Annotated in this window: 1 pseudogene; it reads right to left on the reverse strand. The window is 67.7% G+C overall.

Features of this window, described 5'->3' with window-relative positions:
• Nucleotides 1-770: pseudogene (locus D7W79_RS42450) on the reverse strand (ArnT family glycosyltransferase); the annotation flags it as partial.

A 770-nucleotide genomic window follows, 5' to 3' on the forward strand; every position in this document is an offset into this window, starting at 1 on the left:
CCACCACGACCAGCGTGGCCCCGCCGGTGAGCAGCAGCCCCAGCGCGACGGCACGCCCGGCGGCCGGACGCTCCTGCTTCACCTTGGAGGAGAACGCGTCGAAGGCCAGGTACACGCCGAAGGCCAGGAGCACTAGCGTCACCAGGTCGCCCATCCACAGCGGGCGCGAGGAGAAGAACGCGATGGGCCGGGTGACCAGGTCCTGCGGGTAGGGCCGGTCGTAGTTGTAGACGAACAGGTCGGTGAAGTCCTTGGGGTTCTCCGCCAGGTCCTTGCCCACCAGGATGAAGAGCACCAGGCCGAAGATGAGGCTCACGGCATGCTCGGAGATGCCGTCCTTCCACAACCGGTCCACGAACAGCGCGATGAGGATGGCCAGGCCGGGCAGGATGGGGAAGACGTAGTGGTGGAACTTCGTCGCGCTGGAGGCCAGCAGGTAGAACGCGAACGCCACCCACAGCACGGCGATGAGCGCCAGGTGGTCCGCCTTGTCCCGCGAGCGCAGCTTGAGCCGCGACACGACCGCGAAGGCGCCGGGCAGCAGCGCCACCCACGGGAAGATGGCGAAGCCGCCCTGCTCGATGAAGTAGGTGAACGACCCGCCCGGCGTGGTGGTGTGCACGCCCGCGGTGAGGCGGTTCAAGTGGTCGTGGATGAAGAAGCGGTACCAGAAGAGCTTGCCCTCGTCGTCCACGCCGTCGAAGAGGCACAGCGTCAGGTACCAGGGCACCGCCACCGCCGCGAACACGAGCACGCCCGTGCCCAGCTTC

Origin of the sequence: Corallococcus exercitus (assembly GCF_003611585.1) — a bacterium.
GTDB classification, from domain to species: domain Bacteria; phylum Myxococcota; class Myxococcia; order Myxococcales; family Myxococcaceae; genus Corallococcus; species Corallococcus exercitus.